The 24,133-nt window shown below is 65.3% G+C and carries 21 protein-coding genes; 9 read left to right on the forward strand and 12 right to left on the reverse strand.

Annotated elements, in window-relative coordinates; translation table 11 throughout:
- Window positions 1-324: 324 nt before the first annotated feature.
- On the reverse strand, window positions 325-1,521 hold the full coding sequence (locus tag QX135_RS03680; protein WP_316160222.1) for an acetylornithine transaminase: 1,197 nt from the start codon (window positions 1,519-1,521) through the stop codon (window positions 325-327).
- Window positions 1,522-1,938: 417 nt separating this feature from the next.
- Here QX135_RS03680 and QX135_RS03685 point away from each other — a divergent pair, with 417 nt between their 5' ends.
- Window positions 1,939-3,060 (forward strand): DUF2336 domain-containing protein, encoded by a 1,122-nt coding sequence (locus QX135_RS03685; protein ID WP_316178302.1) that lies wholly within the window; start codon window positions 1,939-1,941, stop codon window positions 3,058-3,060.
- 91 nt (window positions 3,061-3,151) lie between these two features.
- On the opposite strand, the gene rimO is transcribed toward QX135_RS03685, so the two are convergent.
- Entirely contained in the window at window positions 3,152-4,477 is a 1,326-nt protein-coding gene (gene rimO / locus QX135_RS03690) for a 30S ribosomal protein S12 methylthiotransferase RimO (RefSeq protein WP_315785398.1), read from the reverse strand.
- A gap of 113 nt (window positions 4,478-4,590) precedes the next feature.
- Between rimO and QX135_RS03695 the strand changes: the two genes are divergently transcribed.
- The 5 genes from QX135_RS03695 to QX135_RS03715 all read left to right on the forward strand — a co-directional run bounded on the left by QX135_RS03695 (window position 4,591) and on the right by QX135_RS03715 (window position 10,376).
- The gene (locus tag QX135_RS03695) at window positions 4,591-5,181 is read left to right on the forward strand and encodes an ANTAR domain-containing response regulator (protein ID WP_012044202.1); all 591 of its coding nucleotides are present in this window, start codon (window positions 4,591-4,593) and stop codon (window positions 5,179-5,181) included.
- Window positions 5,178-6,332 (forward strand): CmpA/NrtA family ABC transporter substrate-binding protein, encoded by a 1,155-nt coding sequence (locus QX135_RS03700; RefSeq protein ID WP_316178299.1) that lies wholly within the window; start codon window positions 5,178-5,180, stop codon window positions 6,330-6,332. Before QX135_RS03695 ends, QX135_RS03700 begins: the two co-directional genes overlap by 4 nt.
- 345 nt (window positions 6,333-6,677) lie before the next feature.
- Window positions 6,678-8,468: a NirA family protein gene (locus tag QX135_RS03705; protein ID WP_316178297.1), complete on the forward strand. Its 1,791-nt coding sequence runs from the start codon at window positions 6,678-6,680 to the stop codon at window positions 8,466-8,468.
- Window positions 8,465-10,066, forward strand: coding sequence for a sulfite reductase subunit alpha (locus tag QX135_RS03710; protein WP_316178295.1), 1,602 nt, complete (start codon window positions 8,465-8,467; stop codon window positions 10,064-10,066). The genes QX135_RS03705 and QX135_RS03710 overlap by 4 nt, the downstream gene beginning before the upstream one ends.
- A gap of 160 nt (window positions 10,067-10,226) precedes the next feature.
- Window positions 10,227-10,376: a hypothetical protein gene (locus tag QX135_RS03715; RefSeq protein ID WP_315774743.1), complete on the forward strand. Its 150-nt coding sequence runs from the start codon at window positions 10,227-10,229 to the stop codon at window positions 10,374-10,376.
- A 6-nt stretch (window positions 10,377-10,382) separates the two neighbouring features.
- Here the strand turns inward: QX135_RS03715 and QX135_RS03720 are convergent, their stop codons facing one another.
- From QX135_RS03720 to pxpB, 3 genes are read right to left on the reverse strand one after another with little or no spacing between them, the layout of a single operon-like run.
- A complete protein-coding gene (locus QX135_RS03720) occupies window positions 10,383-11,150 on the reverse strand; it encodes a 5-oxoprolinase subunit PxpA (protein ID WP_316178291.1) in 768 nt (255 codons plus the stop codon).
- A gap of 50 nt (window positions 11,151-11,200) precedes the next feature.
- Window positions 11,201-12,235, reverse strand: a complete 1,035-nt coding sequence (locus tag QX135_RS03725) for a biotin-dependent carboxyltransferase family protein (protein WP_316178289.1) — start codon at window positions 12,233-12,235, stop codon at window positions 11,201-11,203.
- Window positions 12,232-12,963: a 5-oxoprolinase subunit PxpB gene (pxpB, locus tag QX135_RS03730; RefSeq protein WP_316178287.1), complete on the reverse strand. Its 732-nt coding sequence runs from the start codon at window positions 12,961-12,963 to the stop codon at window positions 12,232-12,234. The genes QX135_RS03725 and pxpB overlap by 4 nt, the downstream gene beginning before the upstream one ends.
- A gap of 248 nt (window positions 12,964-13,211) precedes the next feature.
- Here pxpB and QX135_RS03735 point away from each other — a divergent pair, with 248 nt between their 5' ends.
- Both QX135_RS03735 and QX135_RS03740 read left to right on the forward strand, forming a co-directional pair.
- A complete protein-coding gene (locus QX135_RS03735; protein ID WP_315737930.1) occupies window positions 13,212-13,910 on the forward strand; it encodes a ribonuclease activity regulator RraA in 699 nt (232 codons plus the stop codon).
- Between the two features lie 48 nt (window positions 13,911-13,958).
- Window positions 13,959-14,366 (forward strand): cupin domain-containing protein, encoded by a 408-nt coding sequence (locus QX135_RS03740; RefSeq protein WP_316178285.1) that lies wholly within the window; start codon window positions 13,959-13,961, stop codon window positions 14,364-14,366.
- 89 nt (window positions 14,367-14,455) lie between these two features.
- On the opposite strand, the gene QX135_RS03745 is transcribed toward QX135_RS03740, so the two are convergent.
- A complete protein-coding gene (locus QX135_RS03745; protein WP_315774748.1) occupies window positions 14,456-15,310 on the reverse strand; it encodes a DUF2147 domain-containing protein in 855 nt (284 codons plus the stop codon).
- 91 nt (window positions 15,311-15,401) lie between these two features.
- Window positions 15,402-15,878 carry an Lrp/AsnC family transcriptional regulator gene (locus QX135_RS03750; RefSeq protein ID WP_315774749.1) on the reverse strand — a complete coding sequence of 159 codons (477 nt, stop codon included), beginning with the start codon at window positions 15,876-15,878 and terminating at the stop codon, window positions 15,402-15,404.
- Window positions 15,879-16,023: 145 nt separating this feature from the next.
- On the opposite strand from QX135_RS03750, the gene QX135_RS03755 reads away from it, so the two are divergent.
- Window positions 16,024-17,043, forward strand: coding sequence for a 1-aminocyclopropane-1-carboxylate deaminase (locus QX135_RS03755; protein ID WP_315757464.1), 1,020 nt, complete (start codon window positions 16,024-16,026; stop codon window positions 17,041-17,043).
- Window positions 17,044-17,932: 889 nt separating this feature from the next.
- Here QX135_RS03755 and QX135_RS03760 read toward each other — a convergent pair.
- From QX135_RS03760 to QX135_RS03780, 5 genes are all read right to left on the reverse strand, one after another.
- Window positions 17,933-18,280 (reverse strand): GNAT family N-acetyltransferase, encoded by a 348-nt coding sequence (locus tag QX135_RS03760; RefSeq protein WP_316178282.1) that lies wholly within the window; start codon window positions 18,278-18,280, stop codon window positions 17,933-17,935.
- Between the two features lie 126 nt (window positions 18,281-18,406).
- Window positions 18,407-21,580: an efflux RND transporter permease subunit gene (locus QX135_RS03765; protein ID WP_316178280.1), complete on the reverse strand. Its 3,174-nt coding sequence runs from the start codon at window positions 21,578-21,580 to the stop codon at window positions 18,407-18,409.
- Window positions 21,577-23,001 (reverse strand): efflux RND transporter periplasmic adaptor subunit, encoded by a 1,425-nt coding sequence (locus QX135_RS03770; RefSeq protein ID WP_315774752.1) that lies wholly within the window; start codon window positions 22,999-23,001, stop codon window positions 21,577-21,579. Before QX135_RS03770 ends, QX135_RS03765 begins: the two co-directional genes overlap by 4 nt.
- Before the next feature lie 76 nt (window positions 23,002-23,077).
- On the reverse strand, window positions 23,078-23,470 hold the full coding sequence (locus tag QX135_RS03775; protein WP_315779891.1) for a FixH family protein: 393 nt from the start codon (window positions 23,468-23,470) through the stop codon (window positions 23,078-23,080).
- Window positions 23,471-23,560: 90 nt separating this feature from the next.
- Window positions 23,561-23,929 carry a hypothetical protein gene (locus QX135_RS03780; RefSeq protein WP_316178393.1) on the reverse strand — a complete coding sequence of 123 codons (369 nt, stop codon included), beginning with the start codon at window positions 23,927-23,929 and terminating at the stop codon, window positions 23,561-23,563.
- Window positions 23,930-24,133 lie beyond the last annotated feature (204 nt).

Below are 24,133 nucleotides of genomic sequence, written 5' to 3' on the forward strand. Positions count from 1 at the left end.
CGGCAAGCCTCGTCCCTCCGAGCTGATCACATCCCGTACAACGCTATATCCACAAGGATATAACGTATGTCATCGGACCGCAGGTGTTTGGCTCCGCAAAGATCGTTGGTCAGGCGGCGCGCTGTCTTTGATCTAGGTCAATCGACGTCCGGGAACCTCCGTCGCGACGCGATAGACCTGACGCTGTGGCTCCTCGTCTTCGCGCCGGCATTCTTCCGCTCCTCCGACAATCATGTTCTCGGCGATCGCGCGCCCCTCCGGACGCGCATCCCGCAAGGCCGGCTCGACTGATGAATGCCGCGCCGGTCCTCGCGACCTGAGCCGCTACGCCACGCACCGGGCAGCGCCGACCTTGGTCAGGATGCCATCCAGCGTGTCGATCATCGCCGCGATTTCGTCCCGGGTCACGTTGAGCGCCGGCATGAAGCGCAACGCATCCGGACGCGGCGCGTTCAGCAGCAGGCCGAGCTCGAAGGCATGCGCGACGATCGCCGGCGCGATCGGCCTGATCACGTCGAGCGCGAGCAACAGACCACGGCCGCGTACTTCGCCCAGGCCGTGCCTTGCCGAGATGCGCTGCAACTCACTCTCGAGATAGATCCCGTTGTCCGCGACAGCCTTGAGAAACTCCGGCTTCTCGATGACGTCGAGCACAGCAAGTCCCGCCGCGCACATCAGGGGATTGCCGTTGAAGGTGCCGCCCTGATCGCCATGCTCGAAACAAGACGCCGCGTCGGTCGCCAGCAGGGCGGCGAGCGGGACACCACCGCCGATGCCCTTGCCCAAGGTCATGATGTCCGGGAGGACGTCGGCGTGCTCATAGCCGAACAGTTTTCCGGTGCGGCCCATTCCGGTCTGGATCTCGTCGACGATCAGCAGCAGCCCGTGCTCGGCGGTCAGCGCCCGCAAATGCTGCAGGAACTTGTCCGTCGCGGGCCACACGCCGGCCTCACCCTGGATCGGCTCCAGCATGATCGCGACCGTCTGGTCGGAGATCAGCGCCTCGACCGAGCCGATGTCGTTCAGGCGCGCCTTGGGAAAGCCAGGCACCTTCGGCTCGAACAGCGGCTCGAACGCCTTCTTGCCAGAAGCCGACATCGTCGCCAGGGTGCGGCCGTGGAAGCCGCCCTCGAAGGTGATGATCTCATACGCGCCGTTCTTGCGCAGGGCGCCGTATTTGCGCGCGAGCTTGATGGCGCCTTCATTGGCTTCGGCGCCCGAATTTGTGAAGAATACCTGGTCGAAGCACGAGCGGTCGACCAGTGCTTTGGCGAGTTGCAGGCTGGTATCGTTGAAATAGGCTGGGCTCGGCGTGATCAGGCGCGCCGCCTGGTTGGTGAGCGCGCTGGCAAGCTCCGGCGGCGCATGGCCGAGCGCGTTCACGGCCCAGCCCTGGATGAAGTCCAGATAGCGCTTGCCATCGTCGTCCCATAGCCAGGAGCCCTTGCCCTGAACGAAGACGGTACGCGGACGCGCCGTGATCTCCATCAGAGCGTCGTAGGGATGGGAGGCGGTCAGCATGTGCAATCTCCTGTGCTCAGGGGAAACGGTGGGCCAAAAAGCGAGAAGGCCGCTCCTTTGCGGGAGCGGCCTTCTCGAAAACCTGGAGCTGATGAGCTAGCTGATCAGCAACGTCTTCGGACATGGCGCGCCCCGGCATCGTCACGGCGGTGACGACGGCAAACGGCGGCGCGGCGGTTGGTCCGGTTGAAGATCATGCGGCGGCCATACAGGCAAATCGCAACCGGTGTCAAGATGCCGGCCTGCAGGCTGCAATACGGGCCGCTGCTCCGGGAAGCGGCGAGGGAAGCGCCGGCCGGCGCGAGGGCCGCACGATCCAATCTCGGGTCTCGCGCTTTAGTGACAACTTTACCAAACATTTAGCGGCTGCGTTTACTTTGCCGGGCAGCTTGAAAATGCAAGCGCTCAGGACGAGCGATGTCGAACCCCCATCTCACGATCGCCGAAGAAGTGCAGGCGGCCATAGCCACCGGCTCAGCCGACCGCTGCTCCGGCGTGGCCGAGCGGGTGGCCGCCCTGTTCGTCGCCTCGGCCGGCAGCCTGGATATCGAGCAGCACGCGCTGTTTGCCGACGTCTTCGAGCGTCTCGTCAACACCATCGAGCTGCGCGCGCTGGCCGACGTCGGTGCCCGGATCGCACTCGCCGAACTCAGCGCCCAGCTTGCCCCGATCCCGCAGGCGCCGGCCGGCGTGATCCGGCGGCTGGCCTATCATGACGACATCGCCGTCGCGGGGCCGGTGCTTTCGGAATCGCCGCGGCTGAGCAGCGAGGATCTCGTCGAGATCGCGCAGACGCGCGGCGAGAAGCACCTGATTGCGATCGCCGGGCGCTGGTGGCTGCAGGAGATCGTTACCGATGCGCTGCTCGCGCGACGCTATCCGAGCGTGAGCCGCCAACTGATGAGGAATCCCGGGGCGCGGGTGTCTCCCGCCGGATTCGCCGCCATCGTGGCACAGGCGGCTGGAGATGCGGAGCTCACGGTCGCGGCCGGCATCCGCGCCGATCTGCCGGCAGCCTTGCGCAGGACCCTGTTGCAGCGCGCGACGGAGGCGGTGAGGGCGCGGCTGCTCGCGTCGGCGCCGCCGCATCTCTACGAGGAAATCCGCAGCGCCATTTCAGCGGCCACGCTCGACGCCGAGCGCGACATGTCGCGAAACCGCGATGGTGGCAGCTCCAAGGTGGCGGTTGGCCAGCTGAAGCAGGGCGGAAAGCTGACCGAGGCCGCGCTGCTGGAATTTGCCCGTCAGCGGCGCTACGGCGAGACGATCGCGGCCATCGCGGAGCTCGCGAAATGCAGCATCGAGCTGGTGCGGCCGCTGATGCAGAGCTTGCGCAGCGACGGCATTCTCGTGCCGTGCAAGGCCGCTGGACTGAGCTGGGTCACGGTTGCCGCGATCCTCGATAGCCGGTTCGTTTCAGGTGCAACGCCTCCCGACGAGCTGACCAAGCTCAAGAACAAATATCTCGAACTGAAGCAGGACGAGGCGCTTCGCCTGCTGAAGCTCTGGTCGGTTCGCACCACGGGCTCCTCGCACTGAGGGGCGGTCCGCAGGTCCAGGGCGCGTTGACACGCCCATTCTGCAATTCCCGCGAGTTCCCGACGGTGGCCCGAGACGCGACAGAGCCGCGCTAGAAACCCGCGACCGTGCCGTGCAGGTCGTATTCGTCGGCACGCTCGATCTTGACCGTGACGATCTCGCCGACACGCAGCGGCCGGCGGCTGGACAGATAGACGGCGCCATCGATGTCAGGGGCATCAGCCTTGGTGCGGCCCTTGGCGACGCTCGGCCCGACCTCGTCGATGATCACCTGCTGACGCGTTCCAACCTTGCGCTTGAGCCGGCGTGCCGAGATCTTCTGCTGGCGGGCCATCAGGGCGTCCCAGCGCTCCTGCTTGACGGCGTCCGGGACTTGGTCGGGCAGGGCGTTGGATGTCGCGCCGGCCACCGGCTCGTATTTGAAGCATCCGAGCCGATCGATCTCGGCCTCATCCAGCCAGTCCAGCAGATAGGCGAAATCCGCGTCCGTCTCGCCGGGGAATCCGACGATGAAGGTCGAGCGCAGCGCAAGGTCGGGGCAGGCTGTCCGCCAGGCTTTGATCCGGTCCAGCGTCTTGTCCTGCGCCGCCGGGCGGCGCATCGCCTTCAGGACGTTCGGGCTGGCATGCTGGAATGGGATGTCGAGATAAGGCAATATCTTACCGTCTGTCATGAGGCCAATCACCTCGTCGACATGCGGGTAGGGGTAGACGTAATGCAGCCGGACCCAGGCTCCGAGTTCGCCGAGCTCGCGCGCCAGATCGAGGAAGCGCGCCCGGACGCTGCGGTCCTTCCAGGCGCTTTCGGCATATTTCAGGTCCAGCCCATAGGCCGAGGTGTCCTGCGAAATGACCAGGAGCTCCTTGACCCCGGCTGCGACCAGCCGCTCGGCCTCGCGCAGCACGTCGGCCGCGGGGCGCGACACCAGATCGCCACGCAGCTTCGGGATGATGCAGAAGGTGCAGCGGTTGTTGCAACCTTCGGAGATCTTCAGATAGGCGTAGTGCCGGGGCGTAAGCTTGATGCCCTGCGGAGGAACCAGGTCGAGATGAGGGTTGTGCGCAGGCGGCGACGCGCGGTGGACCGCGTCCAGCACACTCTCATACTGCTGCGGGCCGGTGATCGACAGTACGCCGGGATAGGCCTGCTCGATCTGCTCCGGCTCGGCGCCCATGCAGCCGGTGACGATGACCTTGCCGTTCTCGGCCATGGCCGAGCCGATCGCCGACAGCGATTCCTGCTTGGCACTGTCCAGGAACCCGCAGGTGTTGACGATGACGACGTCGGCGCCGTCATGCTTCCGGGCAAGCTCGTAGCCCTCGGCGCGGAGACGCGTGATGATGCGCTCGGAATCGACCAAGGCCTTGGGACATCCGAGCGAAACAAAGCTGATCTTGGGCGCCGAACCCTGCTGCATCTTGGAACTGCCTGATGAGATAGGCGTCAGCTAGTCCGAATTGCCCAGAAAGACAAGGCTTTGACGCGGCCACGTCCATGCTATGGGTGAGGGCCCGGACAACCTGGTGATCGATGAGCGCCGAGCAATCGCCTAAAATCGTGATCGTCGACGAAAGCCCGATCCGCGCGGCCATCCTGGAGGAGGGCTTGCGGGAAGCGGGCTTTACCGGCGTCGTGCATGTCAGCGAGATGCAGGGTCTTCTGGCGCGCATCTATGCCCTGGATCCGGACGTCATCGTCATCGACCTGGAGAACCCGAGCCGCGACGTGCTGGAGCAGATGTTCCAGGTCAGCCGCGCCGTCCGCCGGCCGATCGCGATGTTCGTGGACCAGAGCGACGCCGCCTCGATCCAGGCCTCGGTGGAGGCGGGCGTCTCCGCCTACATCGTTGATGGCCTGAAGAAGGAGCGGATCAAGCCGATCCTCGACCTCTGCATCTCCCGCTTCAATGCGTTCTCCAAGCTTCAGGACGAGCTGGAGCGCGCCAAGTCCGCGCTCGAGGACCGCAAGGTGATCGACCGCGCCAAGGGCATTCTGATGAAGATGAAGGGCTTCACCGAAGAGGAAGCCTACGTGCTGTTGCGCTCCACAGCCATGCGCGAAAAGAAGAAGATCGGCGAGATCGCACAATCGATCCTGACCGCCTCGGAGATGTTGAAATGACTGGCCCGCTTCGCATTGGCTTCATTCCGCTGGTCGATGCCGCGGCGCTGATCGTCGCCGTCGATAAGGGCTTCACGGCCGCGGAGGGGCTCGACGTCACCCTCGTCCGCGAGGTCTCCTGGTCGAACGTCCGCGACAAGCTCAACATTGGCCTGTTCGATGCCGCGCATCTGCTGGCACCGGTGGCCATTGCGTCCAGTCTTGGTATCGGCCACGTCAAGGTTCCGATCGTCGCGCCGTTCAATCTCGGCGTGAACGGCAACGCGATCACCGTGACGCCGGCGCTGCATGCGGCAATCATGGCCCACCTCGAGGGTGATCGTTTCGATCCGATGGCGACGGCGCTGGCCCTGGCGCGCGTCGTCGCTGAACGGCGCAAGGTCGGCGCCGAGCCGCTGACTTTCGGCATGACGTTTCCGTTCTCGACCCACAACTATCAGTTGCGGTTCTGGATGGCCGCAGGCGGCGTTGACCCCGATGAGGACGTCCGCCTCGTGGTGCTGCCGCCGCCCTACATGGTGGAGAGCATCGCCAACGGTCACGTCGATGCGTTCTGCGTCGGAGCACCGTGGAACTCGATCGCGGTCGATCTCGGCATCGGCCATATTCTCCACTTCGTGTCTGACGTGCTGGTGCGCGCGGCCGAAAAGGTGCTGGCGGTCAGGCAGAGCTGGGCTGACAAAAATCCCGGCGCCCTCGCCGGCCTGGTCCGCGCCTGCGCGAAGGCCGCCGATTTCATCGAGCAGAACCATGGGGAGGCCGCGCGTATCCTGGCCCAGCCGGAGCGGATCGGCGTCGATGCGGAGGTGCTCCAGCGTACGCTGGACGGCCGCCTCAAGATCTCGCCGGATGGCACCTTCCGCGAAAGCTCGCGCTATCTGCTGGTGGGCCGGGAAGAAGCGGGACGGCCCGAGAAGATCCAGGCGGCATGGCTGTATGCCCAGATGGTGCGGTGGGGCCAGACTCCCCTCAGCAATGAAGCCCTGGGCACCGCCATGGGCGTGTTCCGGCCGGATATCTACGACGCGGCGATGGGCACGGCCGCGGTCGGCACGGATGCCGCCATCGGCGCGTTCGCTGGTCCGCCTTTTGCGGTGGACGACGTGATCGGCCATCTCAAGGCATTCAAGATCGGCCGCTGGACGGCCTGATCCACCGCTCCGATCAGGGTCCGGGCACCGAGCGCCGCCGACCAATTTTTGGGCGGCGTGCCCGTATTTCGGGGCTTGAGCCTGACAACGCGCCTTCATCGGTTCGGGTAGCGACCTGATTCTTCACGCTTTTTCTTGATTTGTGCCGCTGGCACGCAACTTGAATGTTGCGGTGCAGTCGGCCGCCGCAGACGCCGCTGACTGCAATCCATGTCGGATTTCCGCAGCAACGAAGCTGGTCGGATCGCTCACCTGAATCAGGCCATATCGGCCGGTCGGACGATGCGATCCTCATCCCATTCCCGAACGCCAATCGCCGTGGCCGCTGGAGCTTCGTCCGCCATCATGAAAATCGAATCGTTGTCAGTCGACTTCAACGACGAGCAGAAGCGCTACCTTGAAGGGTTGGCCGCGGGCCTCAAGGTCACGCTCGCAGGACGCGGCCAGGGTGGCGCGGCGACAGCAAGCGAGCCGACCGGTCCGGACGCCATCCACATCAAGGCGCAGGACAAGGTGATCGCGTCGGGACGGAAGCTCGCCGACCAGGAAAAGGTCAAACGCGAAGGACATCCGTTCGATGCCTACGAACGGCTGAAGGAGCAGGCGCGCAACGATACCGCGCCATCCACGGCCGACAATTTCCGTTGGCGCTACTACGGCCTGTTTCACGTCGCTCCGGCGCAGGACTCCTACATGTGCCGTCTGCGCATCCCCAACGGCATCCTGAAGCATTGGCAGTTGACCGGCCTCGCCGATCTCGCCGACGAGCTTTGCGGTCCCTACAGCCACGTCACCACGCGGGCAAACCTGCAACTGCGCGAAATCCCACCCAGGCACGCGGTCATGCTGCTGGAGGGACTTTCGGATCTCGGTCTGACCGCGCGCGGCTCCGGCGCCGACAACATCCGCAACGTAACGGGAACGCCGACCGCCGGCATCGATCCGCAGGAATTGCTGGATACGCGGCCCCATGCGCGCGAATGGCATTTCCACATCCTCAACGACCGCTCGCTGTACGGCCTGCCACGCAAGTTCAACGTCGCTTTCGACGGTGCCGGGCAGATCGCGGCGCTCGAGGACACCAACGACATTGCGTTCTCGGCGGTCGAGGTGAAGGACGGATTTGGGGTTGCGCCCGGCGTGTGGTTCAGACTCGGCCTCGGCGGCATTACGGGACACAAGGATTTTGCCAAGTCGACCGGCATCATCGTCGAGCCGGAGCGGGCGACCGAGGTGGCTGACGCCATCGTGCGGCTCTTTATCGAGACCGGCGACCGCACCAATCGTCTCAAGGCGCGGCTCAAATATGTGCTCGACAACATGGGGCACGACAAGTTCATGGAAGCCGTCGAGACGAGGCTCGGCCGCAAGCTTGCGCGCGTGCCGGACGAGGCGCTCGAGCCGCGACCCGACTCCGACCGCATGGCCCATGTCGGCGTGCACCAGCAGAAGCAGCAGGGGCTGAACTGGATTGGCGTCGTGCTGCCGCTGGGCAAGCTGACCACGGATCAGATGCGCGCGCTTGCCAGAATCGCAGCGGATCTCGGCGACGGCGAGATCCGGCTCACGGTGTGGCAGAACCTGCTGTTATCGGGCGTCCGCGACGACAAGGTCGCGCTGGCCTGCGCCGCGGTCGAGCAGATCGGACTGTCGGTCAAGGCCTCGCACATCCGCGCCGGACTGATCGCCTGCACAGGCAACGCCGGCTGCAAGTTCGCAGCATCCAACACCAAGAAACATGCGGCCGAGATCGGCGACTGGTGCGAGAGCAGGGTGGACGTCGACACGCCGCTGAACATTCATCTCACCGGCTGTCATCACTCCTGCGCCCAGCACTACATCAGCGACATCGGCTTGATCGCGGCAAAGGTGCCGGTTGGTGACGGCGACGACACGGTCGAAGGCTATCATCTGTTCGCCGGGGGTGGTTTCGGCCCTCAGGCCGATATCGGCCGCGAGGTCTATCGCGACCTCAAGGCGGCGGATGCGCCTGTAACCGTCGAGAAGCTGCTCAAGGCCTATCTCGCCCATCGCGCCTCGCCCGAAGAGACCTTCCTGTCGTTCGCACGCCGTCACGACGGCGAAGCGCTGCGCAATCTCGCCGAAGCCCAGACCTCGTCGCAGGTGTCAGCATGAACCAGATCACGCCCATGCCCAACATCGATATCATTCCTCCGACGGCGCCATTTTCCGAAGCGCAGCGCTCGTGGCTCAACGGCTTCCTGGCCGGAGCGCTCGGTCTAGACGGCTCGACAGCATTGTCGCCGGCGCAGAACGGCGCTGTGCTCGCGCCCGCAGGCGACGGTGATGACGGCGGGGCGCCATGGCACGATCAGACCATGCCGATCGCCGAACGCATGAAGCTGGCCGAGGGTCGTCCGCTGCGCCGGCGCATGATGGCAGCCATGGCGCAGCAGGACTGCGGCCAATGTGGCTACAATTGCAACGACTATTCGGATGCGATCGCCGCTCGCAGCGAGGCGCGGCTGAATCTGTGCGTCCCCGGTGGCAAAGAAACCGCGCGGATGCTGAAGGCTCTTTACGAGGAGATCGACACGGCTCCGGCGGCCGCCAAGCCCGCTGCTGCTGCGCCGGCCACCGTCTCCGTCGTCGTCAGCGAGCCCGGCCGCTCGCGCGACAATCCGGTCGAGGCGACGTTCCTGTCGCGGCGCCTGCTCAACAAGCCGGGCTCGGAGAAAGAGACCTGGCACATCGAGTTTGATCTGGGAGAGAGCGGGCTCGACTACGTCGTCGGCGATTCCTTCGGCATCTTCGCCAAGAATGATCTCGGCCTGGTCGACCAGATCATCGCGCTGCTCGGCGCCTCGCACATGACCGAGGTGAAGGGAAAGCCGCTGCGGCAGTGCCTCTTGGAGGATGTCTCGCTGTCGCCGGCACCGGATTCGCTGTTCGAGCTGATCTCCTTCGTCACCGGCGGCGCGACCCGCGAGAAGGCGCGGCAGCTGGCGCAGGGCGAGGATCCCGATGGCGATGCGGCGACGCTCGATGTGATGGCGGTGCTGCAGAAGTTCTCCGGTGTCCGGCCGCATCCCGAAGCCTTCGTCGAGGCACTGGAGCCGCTGCAGCCGCGGCTCTACTCGATCTCGTCGTCGCACAATGCCACGCCCGGCAAGTTGTCGCTGACGGTCGACTGCGTCCGCTACGTCATCGGGAAGCGCAAGCGGCTGGGCCTCGCCTCGACGTTCCTGGCCGAGAGGATCAATCCCGGCGACAAGCTGCGTGTCTATGTGCAGAAGGCGCATGGCTTCGCGCTGCCGGCCGATCCCAAGACGCCGATCATCATGGTCGGCCCCGGCACCGGCGTTGCGCCGTTCCGCGCCTTCCTGCTCGATCGCAGGGCGACCGGCGCGCCGGGCAAGAACTGGCTGTTCTTCGGCCATCAGCGCAGCGACTGCGACTTCTTCTACGCCGACGAGCTCAACGCCATGAAGACCGCGGGCCTCTTGACGCGGCTGTCGCTGGCGTGGTCGCGCGACGGCGACAAGAAGTTCTACGTCCAGGACCGCATGCGCGAGGTCGGCCGCGAGGTGTGGACCTGGCTCGCCGACGGCGCCCACCTTTACATCTGCGGCGACGCCAAGCGCATGGCCAAGGACGTCGAGCGCGCCCTGGTCGACATCGTCGCCCAGTTTGGTGCCCGGTCCACGGATGAGGCCGTCAGCTTCGTTGCGGACCTCAAGAAGAAGGGCCGGTTCCAGCTCGACGTCTACTGAGCCGGAACCCGATGGAGAATATTTCTCGGTCGGAACACCGATCGAGAATTTTTTGGTTCCAAGCGGACCCGAAACAGGGGGCTTGTCGTTATTTCGCCGGTTGCCTTGCACCCGGCCGCGGGAACGCTTTTCTCATGGCCGGAACTTCAGGAGACCGGCCATGCGGACGATATCGACGCCCCTGCGACACATGCCCCAGGCCCGCGCCATTCGCGAGCGCGGCGCAACCGTCGCGCTAGTTGCCTTCTACAGCGCGATGGCGCTGATTGCCGCGATCACCCTGGGCACGTCTTTCACGCATCCGTTCTGATTCTCATCACCTCTTGAACGGCGCGACCGTGATGGCGGCCGCGTCGAGTGCCCTGCGAACCTCGCGTGCGATCTCGACGGCGCCGGCTGTATCGCCGTGGATGCAAACGGTGTCGGTGCGCATCTTCATGACCTTGCCGCTCACTGAAATCACGGCGCCGTCCTGAACCATTCGCACGACGCGCTCCGCGATCTGCTTGGGCTCGTGCAGCACCGCGCCGGGCTTGCTGCGCGACACCAACAGCCCATCGTCGCCATAGGCGCGATCGGCAAACACCTCGTGAGCCATCCTCAGATTGGCCTTCTCGCCAGCTGTCACCAGCTTGGAGTTGGCGAGCACGACGAAGATCAGGGTGGGATCGATGGCCTTGATCGCCTTGGCGATGGCGTTCGCCGTCATCTCGTCCTCGCAGGCGACATTGGACAGCGCGCCGTGTGCCTTCACATGCGTGACCTTGTGACCGGCCGCGGTGGCGATCGCCTGCAGGGCGCCGATCTGATAGGCTACGAGGTTCTCGATCTCCGATGATTTCAGCCCCGGCATCGGACGCCGACCGAAACCATGCAGATCGCGATAGCCGGGATGCGCGCCGACGCTGACGCCTTTGGCCTTCGCCATCTCGACCGTCCGCCGCATGATGTCGGCGTCACCGGCATGAAAGCCGCAGGCGACGTTGACCGATGTCGCCAGCTCGATCATGGCGGCGTCATTGCCCATTTCCCACGGGCCAAAACTCTCTCCGAGGTCGCAGTTCAGATCGACGGTGCTGGTCATGTCAGGGTCCGCTCGTTGATGGGTCCGAAGCAGCGTGAGATGCGATCAGGTTAATCGAGAGTCACTTCGGGCCAGGTGGTGGCGTCGGTTGCGCTGACGGCATGACCGGCCACATTGGCCGTGAGCAGCGCATCGACGTTGAAGTCGCTGCTCGCGATCGCGGTGACGCGGCCGGGCAGGCTGCGCAACAGGCCCTTATAGCGGCGCAGCTCGGCCTGCGCCTCGGCCATGCTCACCGCCTTGAAGCGGAACGGCGTGCCGGCGGGCGTCTGCGCCAGGCGGCCGAAATCGGCTGTGATGACGGTCGCGATCTTCGGATAGCCGCCGCTGGTGCCGCGGTCCGACATCAGCACGATCGGCGAACCATTGCCGGGCACCTGGATGCTGCCGTCCACGGTGCCGTCCGAGACGATGTTGTGACCGTGCAGGTGGCGGATCTGCGGCCCCTCGAGCCGATAGCCCATGCGGTCGCTGGTCGCCGAGACCATCCAGTCGCTGCCGAGGAACAGCGCTTTCATCTCGTCGCTGAACTCGTCGTCCTGCGGCCCCATGACGACTCGAATCGCGCCGCTAATTTTCGGCAGATCGATCCGCAGTTCCGGCGCGTCGCCGGCGGGTGCGACCTCGAACACGTCGCCGGCCTGGAGCGGCCGCGGGTAGGGACTGCCAAGTCCAGCGCGTGCATTCACCGAGAGACTGTTGAACATCGGTTCGCCGGCGATGCCGCCTTCGACGGCGAGATAGGTGAAGGAGCCGCCGCGAGCAAAGCCGAGCGTGAGTTCCTCTCCGTCGTTCAGCGTCACCGACGTGTTGATCTCGACCTGCCGCTTGGCAACATCCGCCGGTCGTTGCGCGCCCGCGAGCGCCACGCGCACCGCGCCGCCCTTCGCCGTGAAGGTCGCGCCGAACGGGCCGATCTCGATCGCAGCCGCCATCGGCTCATTGCCGACGAGGCTGTTGGCTGCCGCCAGCGCCAGCTTGTCCATTGCACCGGACGGTGTCAGCCCGTAGCGCTGCGCGCCGAAACGCCCGCCATCCTGGACCGAGCTTGCCGGGCCGATCTGTGAGACGACGAGCGTGCTCATGCGGCGATCCGCTCGGCGATGAGCTCGCCGCCCTCGGCGGCGCGCTCCTGCTCGGTGAAGGTCTTCGCGTCAACGGCGTAGAAGCTGACCTCGTCGCCGGGCTCGAGCAGGAAGGTCGGGTCGCGATGCAGTTGAAACGTCCGCATCGCGGTGCGGCCGATCAGGTGCCAGCCGCAGGGGCCCGCAAGGCATTGGATGCCGGTCTGGATGCCGCCGATGGCGATGATGCCTGCCGGCGTCGAGAGCCGCGGATTCTGGCGGCGCGACATCTGCAGCGTGGGATCGAGACCGGACAAATAGGACCAGCCGGGGGTAAAGCCGATCATTGCGACGCGATAAGTTCTGGCGATATGGCGCGCGACGACTTCGTCCGGCGTGAGACTCAACGCCTTCGCGACATCCTCGAGGTCGATGCCATTCTCTCCGCCATAGCAGACAGGAACCCGCCAGCGCCTGACCTCGCTGTCCGGCGCGAGCGACCCGGCCGACAGCGCCAACAGCCTTGCCCCGAGCGTGTCGTGGTCGATGACGTCAGCATCATAGTGCACGAGCAGCGAACGATAGGTCGGCACCGTCTCCGTGATGCCCTCGATCCCGGCCGCTGCCACTGCATGGTCGAGCGCCAGGACGCGGCGGTTGGCGATCTCGTCGATCGTCCGGCTGAACTCGACGGTGACGGCGCTGTCACCGCTGGGCAGCAGGCGGGGAGGTGGAAAGGGATCGGCCATGAGTCCGAATTGATCCGCGTTGATGGTCCCTGATCTAGCTCGTTTCGATCGCAAGTGGAATTGGGTCAAAGGCAAAAAGTCTCGAAAATTCAATAAATTAATCGGATGTTCGGCGATAAGAAGACTTTATCGGATGGGCGCAAGCCCCGCATGCGCTGGACGCACCGAGCATGCCCTTGACGCCGCCTTCGTCGCTCGCAAGATGCGCCTGCTTTTTCCGCCAGCCTGTTTGGAGCGCCAGTCTCAAGATGTCCCTCACCCCCGAAGCCATCGCCACCCTGTCTCAAGTCACAACCGCGACCATCACGACGGTCTTGCTGAAGAAGGGGTTGCGCAATGTCTGGCTGCGCGGCGCCAAGCCGCTGCGCCCGGGACAGAAGCGGCTGGTCGGTCCCGCCTTCACGCTCCGCTTCGTGCCGGCGCGCGAGGATCTGGCGACGCCGGAATCCTGGTCGTCGCCGATCTCGACCCGCACCGCGATCGAGGCCATGCCCGAAGGCTGCATCGCCGTGGTCGATGCGATGGGCGTCAAGGACGCCGGCATCTTCGGCGACATCCTCTGTGCCCGCATGGTCAAGCGCGGCGTCACCGCGCTGATCACCGACGGCGTGGTGCGTGACCTCGAAGGCGTGCTCGGCACCGGGCTTCCGGTATGGTGCGACGGCTACGCTGCTCCGCCCTCGGTCGCCGGCCTGACCTTCGTCGGTTGGGGCGAGGCGATCGGCTGCGGCGGTGTGGCCGTGTTCCCGAACGACGTCGTCGTGGCCGACCAGGACGGTGCGGTGCTGATCCCGCAGGCGATGCTCGATCACGTGCTCGCCGAGGGCCCCGAGCAGGAACGCATGGAGGCCTGGATCGTCGACGAGGTGAACAAGGGCGCGGTGCTGCCGGGTCTCTATCCGATGAACGCAGAGACCAAGGCGCGTTACTCCGCGTCGAAGAAGTAGTTCACGGCCCCGATCAATCGACGGCACAGATTCAGGAAAGGTAGAACAATGGTCGAAGTCTATCTCGCGGGCTCTCGCCCCACCCGCCGCGCGGCGGCGGAAAGCTTTACGGGCACGGTCTGGCAGGATCCGATCATCACGCCACAGGCTCCGGCTCGCGTCGCCTCGGCGCGTGTCGCGTTCGAGCCGGGTGCTCGCACGGCCTGGCACACCCATCCCCTCGGGCAGACGCTCTATGTCATCCAGGGCGTCGGCCGCGTGCAGGCCAAGGGCGGGCCGGTGCGCGAGATCAAGGCCGGCGACGTCGTCTGGATTCCGCCGGGCGAGAAGCATTGGCATGGCGCCGCGCCGACCACCGGCATGGTCCACGTCGCGATGCATGAATCGCTCAATGGCAAGCACGTGACGTGGATGGAGCACGTCACCGACGAGGAATATGCCGCCCCGGTCGGCTGAGGCCGAGCAGCGCCTGAGATCAGTTCGAGCGCGCGGTCGCAAGGCCGCGCGCTTTTCATTTGAAAGAGCGTGGACCGCAGGCGCGGCGCTCAGTTCACCCGCGTCCAGGTCTGGCCACCGCAGAACATGCCGCCGAAGGCGCAGCCCTGCACGCGCAGACTGTCCATTCCCTTCAGCGCAATGGTCGAGTCGTAGGTGCTGCCACTGTTCGGATCGAAGATGCGGCCGGTCCACTTCTTTTCCTGCGTCTTGTCGCTCGGACGCATGTTGATCAGGATCTGCTCGCCGTTCTGGTTGGTCTTCGTATCCACGGCGTAGCCGCAGAGATTGGTGCCGCAGGGCTCGATGCGGATCTGGCCCTCCTTCTCCTCGGTCAACCAGATGCCGACCGGCGAGTTGGGATCGCGACCGGCGGTCTGCGCCGCAGCGGGCGGCGCGGCTGCGGTGGTCACGGCAGGCGTCTGGGCTGGGCGCGGTGGCGGCGGCGCGGCGGCAGGAGCCGGAGCCGCAGCAGGTGCCACAACGGCCGTCGCAGCGGCTGGCGGCGCAACCGGTGCCGCGGCGTTGGCGGCCGGGGCCGCTTGGACGGGAGCAGGCGCAACCGGCGGGGTCGCCGGTACGGCTGCCGTCGGAGCTGGTGCGGGAGGAACAGGGGCTGGGGCCGCGGCGGCCGGAACCTGCGGCTGCGGGGCCGGCGTAACGGCCGCCTCGGCTGGCGCCTGGGCCGGCTTGTCCGCGCCGGGCTGCGGCCTGGCCGCCGGATCCGGATCGCGCTTGGTGCGCTTGGTCTTCTTCTGCTCGGTATTGTCGTAGACCCCGGGGATCTGCACGGTGCCGCGGTCGGGATCGATGCGGATCGTCTTGCCGCCGTATTCGATGACGTACTGCGCCTCGGCGGCACTGCTGGCCAGAACCAAAGCCACAACAGCCAACAGCCTCTTCATCCGTGTCTCCGCGATGTCGGTTGCTGATGTGAGCGAGCTCACGCGCAGTTAAGTCGCTGATGCGGCGTCCCCGGTTCAATGCGCGACCTGCTCAGAAATCGAGCGGCGCATTGTCGACGACCTCCTTCATCACGAAGAACGTGCGCGTCTGGCGTACGCCGGGCAGCGAGATCAGTTGGTCGCCATGCATCCGATTGAAGTCGTGCATGTCGCGGACGCGGATCTTCAGGAAGAAGTCGAAATCGCCGGCCACGAGATGACAGTCGAGCACGAATTTCAGCTTTCGGATCGCGGCCTCGAAGGTGCGAAAGCTCTCCGGCGTTGAACGGTCGAGCACGACGCCGACCAGCACCAGCGCGCTGCGCTCGACCTTCTCCGGCGCGATCTGCGCGCGCACGCTCCTGATGTAGCCGTCCTCGAACAGACGCTGGGTGCGGCGATGGCAGGTGGCCGGGCTGACATGGACGGCTGCGGCCAGGTCGGCATTGGTCATGCGGCCGTCCTTCTGCAGCAATTGCAGAATGCGCCGATCGACCCGGTCGAGATCCGGGGTGGAAGGTTCTTTCACATTTATTGTCATCTAAGGACGTATCTCTTGCCAAAGTCGAGCTTGGTGGACGTAAGCACGAAACATAGGAACGATAAAGAGAGCACCTTTCCCCGGCAATTTTGTATGTTTGGGGCGGCCCTTTCATCCACCCACGGAGAGACCCGTGCTTCGGCTCGACAAGTTCAAGAAGTATCCGCTGACCTTCGGTGCCACCCCGATCGAGCATCTGCCGCGGCTGACCGCGGCACTCGGCGGCAAGGTGCAGATCTACGCCAAGCGCGACGACTGCAATTCCGGCCTCGCGATGGGCGGCAACAAGCTGCGCAAGCTCGAATACATCGTGCCCGACGCGATCGAGTCGAACGCCGACACGCTGGTCTCGATCGGCGGCGTGCAGTCCAACCACACCCGCATGGTCGCGGCGACCGCGGCCAAGATCGGCATGAAGTGCGTCGTCGTCCAGGAGAGCTGGGTGCCGCACGAGGACGCCGTCTATGACCGCGTCGGCAACATCCTGATGACGCGCCTGATGGGCGCCGACAGCCGAATCGTGCCGGATGGATTCGACATCGGCATCCGCAAGAGCTGGGAGGATGCGATCCAGTCGGTGAAGGATGCCGGCGGCAAGCCCTACGGCATTCCGGCCGGCGCCTCCGTGCACAAGTTCGGCGGCCTTGGCTATGTCGGCTTCGCCGAGGAGGTGAGGGCGCAGGAAGCCGAGATGGGCATCAAGTTCGACTACATCATCGTCTGCGTCGTGACCGGCTCGACCCAGGCCGGCATGATCGTCGGCTTCGCCGCCGACGGCCGCGCCGACCGCGTCATCGGCATCGACGCCTCCGGCACGCCGGAGCAGACCCGCACCCAGGTGCGCCAGATCGTCGACAACACCGCCGAGCTCGTCGAGCTCGGCCGCAAGGTCCGCGACGACGAGATCGTGATCCTGAATGACTACGCCTATCCGGCCTATGGCGTGCCGAGCGCCGAGACCAACGAGGCCATCCGCCTCGCCGCCCGCACCGAGGCGATGATCACCGACCCGGTCTATGAGGGCAAGTCGATGCAGGGCATGATCGACCTGGTCAAGAAGGGCTACTTCCCGGAAGGATCGAAGGTGCTCTACGCCCATCTCGGCGGTGCTCCGGCGATCAACGGCTACAGCTACACGTACCGGAACGGGTGAGGGCGGTTTCGTCTTCCGCCGCCGCGTAGCGGTGGTCCGAGGTCCAACACCACATTCCGCTGTCGTCCCGGCCTTCGAGCCGGGACCCATAGCCGCCGGCGGTGCTGTTGTCGTCCTCTGCATCTCCGGCTGTGCCTCAAACTACGGCCTGTGAGTATGGGTCCCGGCTCAAAGGCCGGGACGACACCGAATGTGTCGCGCGAGCGATCCACACATGACGTCGCCTTCTCGCGACGCGCCAGCGTCCGAGGGATCCATCAGTTCGCCCCTCTGAATGAAGAGGGTGCAGGGAATGCCGGGTGAGGGCCTCACCCATGGCCCGCCTGCAACAAGAAAAGCAGGCGGCAGTTACCACAGGATCAGCCGAACATCCGGCATTCCCTGCGCGACGGTCTTAACGCTTATACGCAGTCTCCCTGGTGCGCCGGGCTTGTTGGCCACCATGGCGACAATGCGCTTGCGCGCACTGCGCTGGACACCAGCATCGGGGTGTCAGGACGCTGCGATTTCACGTCCGCGCCGTGCCGTTCGTCCGCGTGCAAGCACGCTGCGGCAAAACGCGGCCATCGCCTCCCCACCTCGCGTGTCGTGACGATCGCGCGCAACGCCCCTCTCGTTGAGGTGGGATGGCGGCAGTCAATCATAGTTTCCGGAAAAACGAAAGGTGAATATTTTTAGCGCAAGGACTGGACAGGGGTCTTCGCGTTGAAATGACTGCAGGACTTTGCGTTTTGCGTCCTGCTGGACATTCCATGTCAGGTTCCGGCTGCGGCCTCATCTCGGAATCCGCAGTATCCCAATGGAGACCCCGACCGCCGTCTTGTATAAGCCCCGCGATAATGCTCTCCGGAGACATCCACAGCAGCGAAATCATCGCACTATGCTACACTCACGCTACCACGAACGCCGTCGAGATCACGTTCTCATAGCGGCCGTCGATGCGGACGGCGTAGCGTTGCAGCCCTTCGGCTCGGAAGCCGACGTCCTTGTAAAAGGCGATCGCATTCATGTTCTCCTCGCACACGGTCAGCTTGATGCGCGTGAGGCCGACGGCAAGCGCGGCGTCCATCGTCCGTCGAATGAGAGCACGACCAATTCCGCGGCCGCGATGAGCTGGCAGCAGACCTATGCCGAGGGTGCCGCAATGGGCGTAATCACTCGGCAAGCACGTGTCCTGCGCCAGACGAGGGGAGGCAATGGCGCTGTCGGCGCAACGCAGGTCGCGCAGCTCCCCCAAGGCAGCATATTGGAAGACGGCTGTTCTCGCGTGCCACCGCGAGCGCGCGATCCGCAAGTCCCGTCGACGTGTCCAAGCGAGCCTGGCGGCAGGGCGATGACCTAACCTCCGTCTCGAAGCTTCGGCTCAAGCCGCCTCTGCCACCGGTTCCGATCCATCGCCAGAGGCGCCGCGCGCCGCTGTGCTGCCGGATGACAGGCCGCGTCCTTTCACCAGACCGAAAATGGCGGGGATCACGATCAGAGTGAGCAGAGTCGATGAGATCATGCCGCCGATCATGGGGACGGCGATGCGCTGCATGATCTCTGAGCCCGTACCATTGCTCCACATGATCGGAAGCAGACCCGCCATAATGGCGACCACGGTCATCATCTTCGGCCGGACGCGCTCGACGGCGCCCTCCATGATCGCGTCCTGGAGATCGCGCCGGGTCAAGGGCGCGCCCTCAGCGGCCCGCCTGGCTTTCATCTCGGCGAGCGCGTGGTCGAGATAGATCAGCATCACGACGCCGGTCTCAGCGGCCACGCCGGCGAGTGCAATGAAGCCGACCGCGACGGCGACCGATAGATTGAAGCCGAGCCACCACATCATCCAGATGCCGCCCACCAGCGCGAACGGCAGCGACAGCATCACGATCAGGGTCTCCGTCATGGCCCTGAAGTTCAGATAGAGCAGCAGGAAGATGATGGAGAGCGTCACGGGGACGACGATCTTGAGGCGGGCAGCGGCCCGCTGGAGATATTCGTACTGGCCGCTCCAGACCACGTAAGTGCCGGCTGGAAACTGGATGTTCTCGGTGACGGCGCGCTGCGCGTCGGCGACGTAGCTGCCGATGTCGCGATCGCGGATGTCGACATAGATGTAAGTTGCAAGCTGTCCGTTCTCGGTCCGGATCGAGGTGGGTCCCCGGACCGGCTCGATCCTGGCGACCTCGCCGAGCGGCACGGCGCCGCCGGCCGGCATCGGCACCAGGACATCGTCGGCGATGGCCTTCGGATTGTCGCGGAGATCGCGCGGATACCTCATGTTGACCGTGAAGCGCTGGCGGCCCTCCACCGTGGTGGTGACCGTCTGGCCGCCGAGCGCAGCCGCGATCGTATCCTGGACGTCCTGGACCAGCAGGCCGTAACGGGCGAGCGCCTCGCGGTCGGGTGTGATCTCGAGGTAGTAGCCGCCGATGCCGCGCTCGGCATAGGCCGAGGACGTTCCGGGGACGGTCTTGATGACCCGTTCGATCTGCTTTGCCAGACGATCGATCTCGGTCAAATCAGTGCCCATCACCTTCACGCCGATCGGCGTGCGGATGCCGGTCGAGAGCATGTCGATGCGGGCCTTGATCGGCATCGTCCAGGCGTTGGAAACGCCGGGGAATTGCAGCGCCTTGTCCATCTCGGCGATCAGGCTGTCGATCGTGACGCCAGGGCGCCATTGATCCCTCGGCGTGAGGTTGACGACCGTCTCGAACATCTCGATCGGCGCGGGATCGGTTGCGGTCGCCGCCCGCCCGGCCTTGCCGTAGACCGAAGCGACCTCCGGGAACGATTTGATGATGCGGTCCTGCATCTGCATCAGCTCCGCGGCCTTGGTCACGGAGATGCCGGGCAGGGTCGTGGGCATATAGAGCAGCGTGCCCTCGTTCAAGCTGGGCATGAACTCGGTGCCGAGCTGGCGCGCCGGCCAGATGGAGATCGCCAGCACCGCGACCGCGGCAAGGATCACGATCGTCTTGGCCCGCAGCACGCCCTTGATGACGGGCCGGTAGATCCAGATCAGCAAGCGGTTGATGACGTTGCGGCGCTCGGGAATGATTCTGCCGCGCACGAAGATCACCATCAGCGCCGGCACCAGCGTGACCGACAGCAGCGCGGCCGCCGCCATCGCGAACGTCTTGGTGAAGGCGAGCGGGCTGAACAGCCGGCCTTCCTGCGACTCCAGCGTGAAGATCGGCATGAACGACACGGTGATGATCAGGAGGCTGAAGAACAGGGCAGGGCCGACCTCCGCGGCCGCGTCGATCAGGATTTGCACACGCGATTGCTCGGGCTTGGCACGCTCGAGGTGCTTGTGGGCGTTCTCGATCATGACGATCGCGGCATCGACCATGGCGCCGATCGCAATCGCGATGCCGCCCAGGCTCATGATGTTCGAGCCGAGCCCGAGCAGTTTCATCGCGCCGAACGCCATGAGCACGCCGACCGGGAGCATCAGGATCGCGACCAGGGCGCTGCGGACGTGCAGCAGGAAGACGACGCAGACGAGGGCGACGACGATGCTCTCCTCGAGCAGGGTGTGCTTGAGCGTGGCTATGGCGGCATAGATCAGGTTCGAGCGGTCGTAGACCGGAACGATCTCGACCGATTTTGGCAGACTGCTCGCGATCTCATGCAGGCGCTTCTTGACGTTCTCGATGACATCGAGCGCGTTGACGCCAAAGCGCTGCAGCACGATGCCGCTGGCGACTTCGCCCTCGCCGTTGAGCTCGGCAATGCCGCGCCGCTCGTCCGGACCGAGCTCGACGGTTGCGACGTCGCGCAGCAGCACCGGCGTGCCGCCGGACGTCTTCAGCACGATGTTGCCGAGGTCGTTGATGCTCTTGATGTAGCCCTTGCCGCGGATGACGTATTCGAACTCCGAGAGCTCGACGGTGCGGCCGCCGACATCGGCATTGCTGGCACGGATCGCATCGCGGATCTTCTGCATGCTGACGCCGCGATCGCGCATCCGCTGCGGATCGAGAACGACGTTGTACTGCTTGACGAAGCCGCCGATGCTCGCGACCTCCGCGACGCCTTCGGCCTTGGCCAATGCGAATTTGAGGGTCCAGTCCTGGACCGTGCGGGCGTCGGCGAGGTTCAGCTCCTTCGACATGACGGCGTATTGATAGACCCAGCCAACGCCGGTCGCGTCGGGGCCGATCGTGGGTGCAATTCCGGCCGGCAGCCGCGACGCTGCGCTGTTCAGGAATTCCATCACGCGCGAGCGCGCCCAATAGATGTCGGTGCCGTCCTCGAAGATGACGTAGACGAACGAGACGCCGAAGAACGAGAAGCCGCGCACGACCTTCGACTTCGGCACCGTGAGCATGGCCGTGGTCAGCGGATAGGTGACCTGATCCTCGATCACCTGCGGCGCCTGACCGGGATATTCGGTGTAGACGATGACCTGTGTATCCGACAGATCGGGGATCGCGTCGAGCGGCAGATGAATGAGCGCGTAGAAGCCGGCGGCTGCGGCGAAGCTGGTGCCGAACAGGACCAGCAGGAGATTGCGCGCGGACCAGGCGATGATGCGGGCGATCATTTGTGCGCTCCCATCCCGGCGTGATCGGCGTTGGCGGGCTGCTGTTCAGCTGCTTCGGCAAAGCTCTTCAACGCGGCCTTGAGGTTGCTCTCGGCATCGATCAGGAAGTTGGCTGACGTGACGACCGCCTCGCCCTCCGACAGACCGTCCCGCACCTCGACATAGCCGGCGCCGTGGCGGCCGAGCTTGACGGCGCGCGGCTCGTAGCGGCCGTCGCCCTTGTCGATCAGGACCGCCTGGCGACTGCCGGTGTCGAGCACGGCATCCGCCGGCACAGCCAGCACCGGCGCCGGGGCTGCGGTCTCGATCTCGGCATCGACATACATGTCAGGCAGCAGCGCGAGGTCCGGATTCGCGAGCTCGATCCGCACCCGCGCCGTCCGCGTGTCCTTGTTCACCTGGGGATAGATCACCGCGATCGCGCCAGCGAAGGTTCGCCCCGGGAAGCTGCGCGCGCGGATCATCACGGGCTGACCCACCGCGATGCTGCCGAGATCGCGTTCGGCGACGTCGACCAGGGCCCAGACCAGCGAGATGTCGGCGATGCGGAACAGTACGTCGCCCGGATTGGCCCGCATGCCTTCGATCGCATTGCGCTCGAGCACGATGCCGTCGCGCGGTGCCGACCATTGCACCGTCACGGGGGCGGTGTGCGACTTCTCCATGGCCGCGATGACCGGCTCCGGCACGTCCAGATTGGTCAGCCGCTGGCGCGAGCCGCGGCCATAGGCGGCATTGCCGCCGACGATGTTGGAATTGATGGTGGAGAGATATTCGGCGGCGGCCGCCGCGATCGCCGAGCTATAGATCTCCATCAGCGGCTGGCCCGCTCTGACGCGCGTGCCGGTCGTCACGTCGGCGACCTTCTGCACGAAGCTTTCGGCGCGCATCGCGATCACGGAGATGCGCCGCTCGTCGAGCTGGATGGTGCCCGGCGCCTTCACCGCGACGTGGAGCGTGCGCCGCTCGACCGGCGTTGACTTCACGCCGCTGCGCTGGATCTTGCCGGGCGACAGCTTCACCACGCCGTCGTCGGCCTCGTCGCCGTCGTAGACGGGAACGTAGTCCATTCCCATCGGGTCCTTCTTCGGAGTGGGAGACGTGTCCGGCAGGCCCATCGGATTGCGGTAGTAGAGAATCTTGCGTGAGGAGTCCGCCAGCTGCTTCGGCTTGGCCGGCTCCGGCGCCGCTTGATCGTCGTCATAGACGGGCAGATAGTCGTGCCCGCGATCGTCCTTCCTGGGGGTCGCCGACCAAGCGGGGGCACCGCTTGGGTCGCGATAGTACAGCGGCATCCGATCCGCCGCGGCGGCGGCAAGAGGGGCGCGAAACGACGGAGGCGTGGTCTGGATGGATACGAGCCCACCCAAGCCGAGGCCAGCACCGACCGCAATGGTCGCGAGCAGACGCAACGTGTTCATGGCATCACCGTGAGGCGCGCTGGGCGCGCGCTATCCGTTGGGAGACTGGGGCGCTCGTCGGGAGCGCCCCGCGAGCTCACTTCGTCGCCTTGACGATGACCTTGCCGGTGACCGTCTCAGGCTCGCCCTGCACCTTGGCGGACAGCGTGACCTGGTAGCGCCCGGCCATCGGCAGGTCGGTCTTGAAGGCGTAGACGCCCGGTTCCTTCGACGGCAGCGGCGCCACGTCCGACACCATGTCGGCCATCCCGTCGGGAGCCATGTCGACGCGCGTCTTGAAGATGACCGCGTCGGCGACCGGCTTGCCGGTCTGCTTGTTGGTGAGACGAATGGCGACCGTGACATCGTCGCCTTTCTTCATCTCCGGAGTGACCGGCTCGAACGTGTAGTCAGTCACGCCTGCCAGTGCGGCTGATGTGGCAAGCGAAAGGGTGGCGGCGAACGCCGCGATGCTGAGTCTGGAAAGCATGGTCCTGTCCTCATGAATGGATCTCGGCCGTGGCGCCGATGGCGCGCACGTCAGCGGTCGGCGCGCAGGCATGCGCGCGTCGGTACGAGATCAGACTCGAGGAGGCCGGAAAGGAGGACTGCCGCTATCGAGGGAGGCCACCTGGTCGGCGGGAAGTGCCAGCGTGGTCGCCGCGATAGCGAGTGGAGCGACGACGATGGTCCTGATATCGCCGAGCGCAACCGCTCCGCCGGCGCAGCAGAAACCCATCCCACATTTGTCGCCGTGTGATGGGGAACTCGTCCCCTTCATGTCGTCAGGACAGCACTCGTCCATCGACATGTCGGCGCCATCGCCCATGGCCATGCTTGCCTGCATGTCGTTCGACGACATTGCGACCGCCGCCGTCGATGCGCCAATCGGCAGCATCGCCAGCGAGAGGGCGATCGCGAACGCTAGGATGGTCCGAACAAGCCGCATCAGGATCCGAGTTTGCCTTGGCCGCAGCATACCCTACTGCGCTTCCGGAGGCAGTCCTTGAGACGGGTCAAACTGCGCCATCGCGGACGCGATGGCTGCCAGGGTCGACGTCATCGACCCCGATATACCCCCATGGGGTAGATTCCGCAAGCGGGTGTGAATGCCCGGGCGAGCCGGGCATGACGACCGAAAGTCTGGTGAATT

Origin of the sequence: Bradyrhizobium sp. SZCCHNR1098, assembly GCF_032489375.1 — a bacterium.
Taxonomy (GTDB): domain Bacteria; phylum Pseudomonadota; class Alphaproteobacteria; order Rhizobiales; family Xanthobacteraceae; genus Bradyrhizobium.

What these genes read in the sequence shown, in the direction of transcription:
- QX135_RS03680 (WP_316160222.1), bottom strand. Translation starts at nt 1,521, where the DNA reads ATGCTGACCGCCTCCCATCCCTACGACGCTCTGATGGAGATCACGGCG.
- QX135_RS03685 (WP_316178302.1), top strand. Translation starts at nt 1,939, where the DNA reads ATGTCGAACCCCCATCTCACGATCGCCGAAGAAGTGCAGGCGGCCATA.
- rimO (WP_315785398.1), bottom strand. Translation starts at nt 4,477, where the DNA reads ATGCAGCAGGGTTCGGCGCCCAAGATCAGCTTTGTTTCGCTCGGATGT.
- QX135_RS03695 (WP_012044202.1), top strand. Translation starts at nt 4,591, where the DNA reads ATGAGCGCCGAGCAATCGCCTAAAATCGTGATCGTCGACGAAAGCCCG.
- QX135_RS03700 (WP_316178299.1), top strand. Translation starts at nt 5,178, where the DNA reads ATGACTGGCCCGCTTCGCATTGGCTTCATTCCGCTGGTCGATGCCGCG.
- QX135_RS03705 (WP_316178297.1), top strand. Translation starts at nt 6,678, where the DNA reads ATGAAAATCGAATCGTTGTCAGTCGACTTCAACGACGAGCAGAAGCGC.
- QX135_RS03710 (WP_316178295.1), top strand. Translation starts at nt 8,465, where the DNA reads ATGAACCAGATCACGCCCATGCCCAACATCGATATCATTCCTCCGACG.
- QX135_RS03715 (WP_315774743.1), top strand. Translation starts at nt 10,227, where the DNA reads ATGCGGACGATATCGACGCCCCTGCGACACATGCCCCAGGCCCGCGCC.
- QX135_RS03720 (WP_316178291.1), bottom strand. Translation starts at nt 11,150, where the DNA reads ATGACCAGCACCGTCGATCTGAACTGCGACCTCGGAGAGAGTTTTGGC.
- QX135_RS03725 (WP_316178289.1), bottom strand. Translation starts at nt 12,235, where the DNA reads ATGAGCACGCTCGTCGTCTCACAGATCGGCCCGGCAAGCTCGGTCCAG.
- pxpB (WP_316178287.1), bottom strand. Translation starts at nt 12,963, where the DNA reads ATGGCCGATCCCTTTCCACCTCCCCGCCTGCTGCCCAGCGGTGACAGC.
- QX135_RS03735 (WP_315737930.1), top strand. Translation starts at nt 13,212, where the DNA reads ATGTCCCTCACCCCCGAAGCCATCGCCACCCTGTCTCAAGTCACAACC.
- QX135_RS03740 (WP_316178285.1), top strand. Translation starts at nt 13,959, where the DNA reads ATGGTCGAAGTCTATCTCGCGGGCTCTCGCCCCACCCGCCGCGCGGCG.
- QX135_RS03745 (WP_315774748.1), bottom strand. Translation starts at nt 15,310, where the DNA reads ATGAAGAGGCTGTTGGCTGTTGTGGCTTTGGTTCTGGCCAGCAGTGCC.
- QX135_RS03765 (WP_316178280.1), bottom strand. Translation starts at nt 21,580, where the DNA reads ATGATCGCCCGCATCATCGCCTGGTCCGCGCGCAATCTCCTGCTGGTC.
- QX135_RS03770 (WP_315774752.1), bottom strand. Translation starts at nt 23,001, where the DNA reads ATGAACACGTTGCGTCTGCTCGCGACCATTGCGGTCGGTGCTGGCCTC.
- QX135_RS03775 (WP_315779891.1), bottom strand. Translation starts at nt 23,470, where the DNA reads ATGCTTTCCAGACTCAGCATCGCGGCGTTCGCCGCCACCCTTTCGCTT.
- QX135_RS03780 (WP_316178393.1), bottom strand. Translation starts at nt 23,929, where the DNA reads ATGCGGCTTGTTCGGACCATCCTAGCGTTCGCGATCGCCCTCTCGCTG.